Source organism: Mesorhizobium sp. M1E.F.Ca.ET.063.01.1.1, from assembly GCF_003998155.1.
Taxonomy (GTDB): Bacteria; Pseudomonadota; Alphaproteobacteria; order Rhizobiales; family Rhizobiaceae; genus Mesorhizobium.
This window is the reverse complement of the sequence record NZ_RZSC01001347.1, coordinates 1-820: the sequence shown is the minus strand read 5'-3', so window position 1 is coordinate 820 and position 820 is coordinate 1. Positions and strand designations below refer to the sequence as shown.

Sequence of the window (820 nt, the reverse complement as noted above, 5' to 3'; positions counted from 1 at the left end):
TGCTCGGGCTGTGGTCCTATTCGCTCTATCTCTGGCAGCAGCCCTTCTACAAATTCGTCTATGACCGGGACAGCGCGCCGATCCCAATGCTGGCCGCGGTCTTCGCCTGCGCGCTGGCGAGCTACTACATCGTCGAAAAACCGGCGCGAGGCTGGCTCAACCGCAATTGGTGAATGTGGGTCAGACCTGGCTGCCCTTCCGCGCGGCGAGATAGCGCCGAAGCCCCGCTTCGCCGCGCGGCGTGGTCCAGCGGTGGTTCCAGGCGAATGCCGGCCTGAGCAACGGCGCCAGGAGTTTGAGGATCGGCCTCTCCACCGTGACCTGCCAGATCAAGTCGACGTGCGTACCGGTTCCAGACGGCGACAATTCGGCCCGCCACAGGCCGTCGAAATCGCCGAAGGTCTTCACCACCACCAGACGGCCTGGCTCGAGCTCGGCGGCCTCGATGACGAAGTTCAACTCGTAGGGCAGGGCGCCTCGCGCCCTGGCTCTGGCCCGCGAGCCGACAACACCCTTGCCCTTCCTGTCGAGGGGCTTGACTTCCTTGTAGGCGTCGCCCCACCAGAGCGGCAGCAACTCGGCGTCGGACAATACGTCCCACACTTCCTGCGGCGTCCCCTCCGGGATGTCCCAGCTTTCGTCGAAGCGGAAGACGTTGCTTGGCATGATGCCGCACCCCCAGCCTGCGGAGCACTCACATTAGCTGCAGCTTGTTTTGGTGGCCAGTGGCCGTTCAGCCGGTGATGGGTTTGGCGTAATAACGCACCGACTTCTTGCCGCCATGAATCACGGCATCGCCGACCTCGGCAAAGCCAAGCGC

1 protein-coding gene and 1 pseudogene are annotated in these 820 nt (G+C 64.1%); both read right to left on the bottom strand.

What is annotated here, in order from left to right:
• Window positions 1-180 precede the first annotated feature (180 nt).
• Entirely contained in the window at window positions 181-666 is a 486-nt protein-coding gene (locus EOA29_RS38475) for an SRPBCC family protein (protein WP_126093368.1), read from the bottom strand.
• A gap of 67 nt (window positions 667-733) precedes the next feature.
• Window positions 734-820 (bottom strand): annotated as a pseudogene (locus tag EOA29_RS43585) (GNAT family N-acetyltransferase); the annotation flags it as partial.

Coding starts and splice junctions, on each gene's coding strand:
- EOA29_RS38475 (WP_126093368.1), bottom strand. CDS start 666: ATGCCAAGCAACGTCTTCCGCTTCGACGAAAGCTGGGACATCCCGGAG.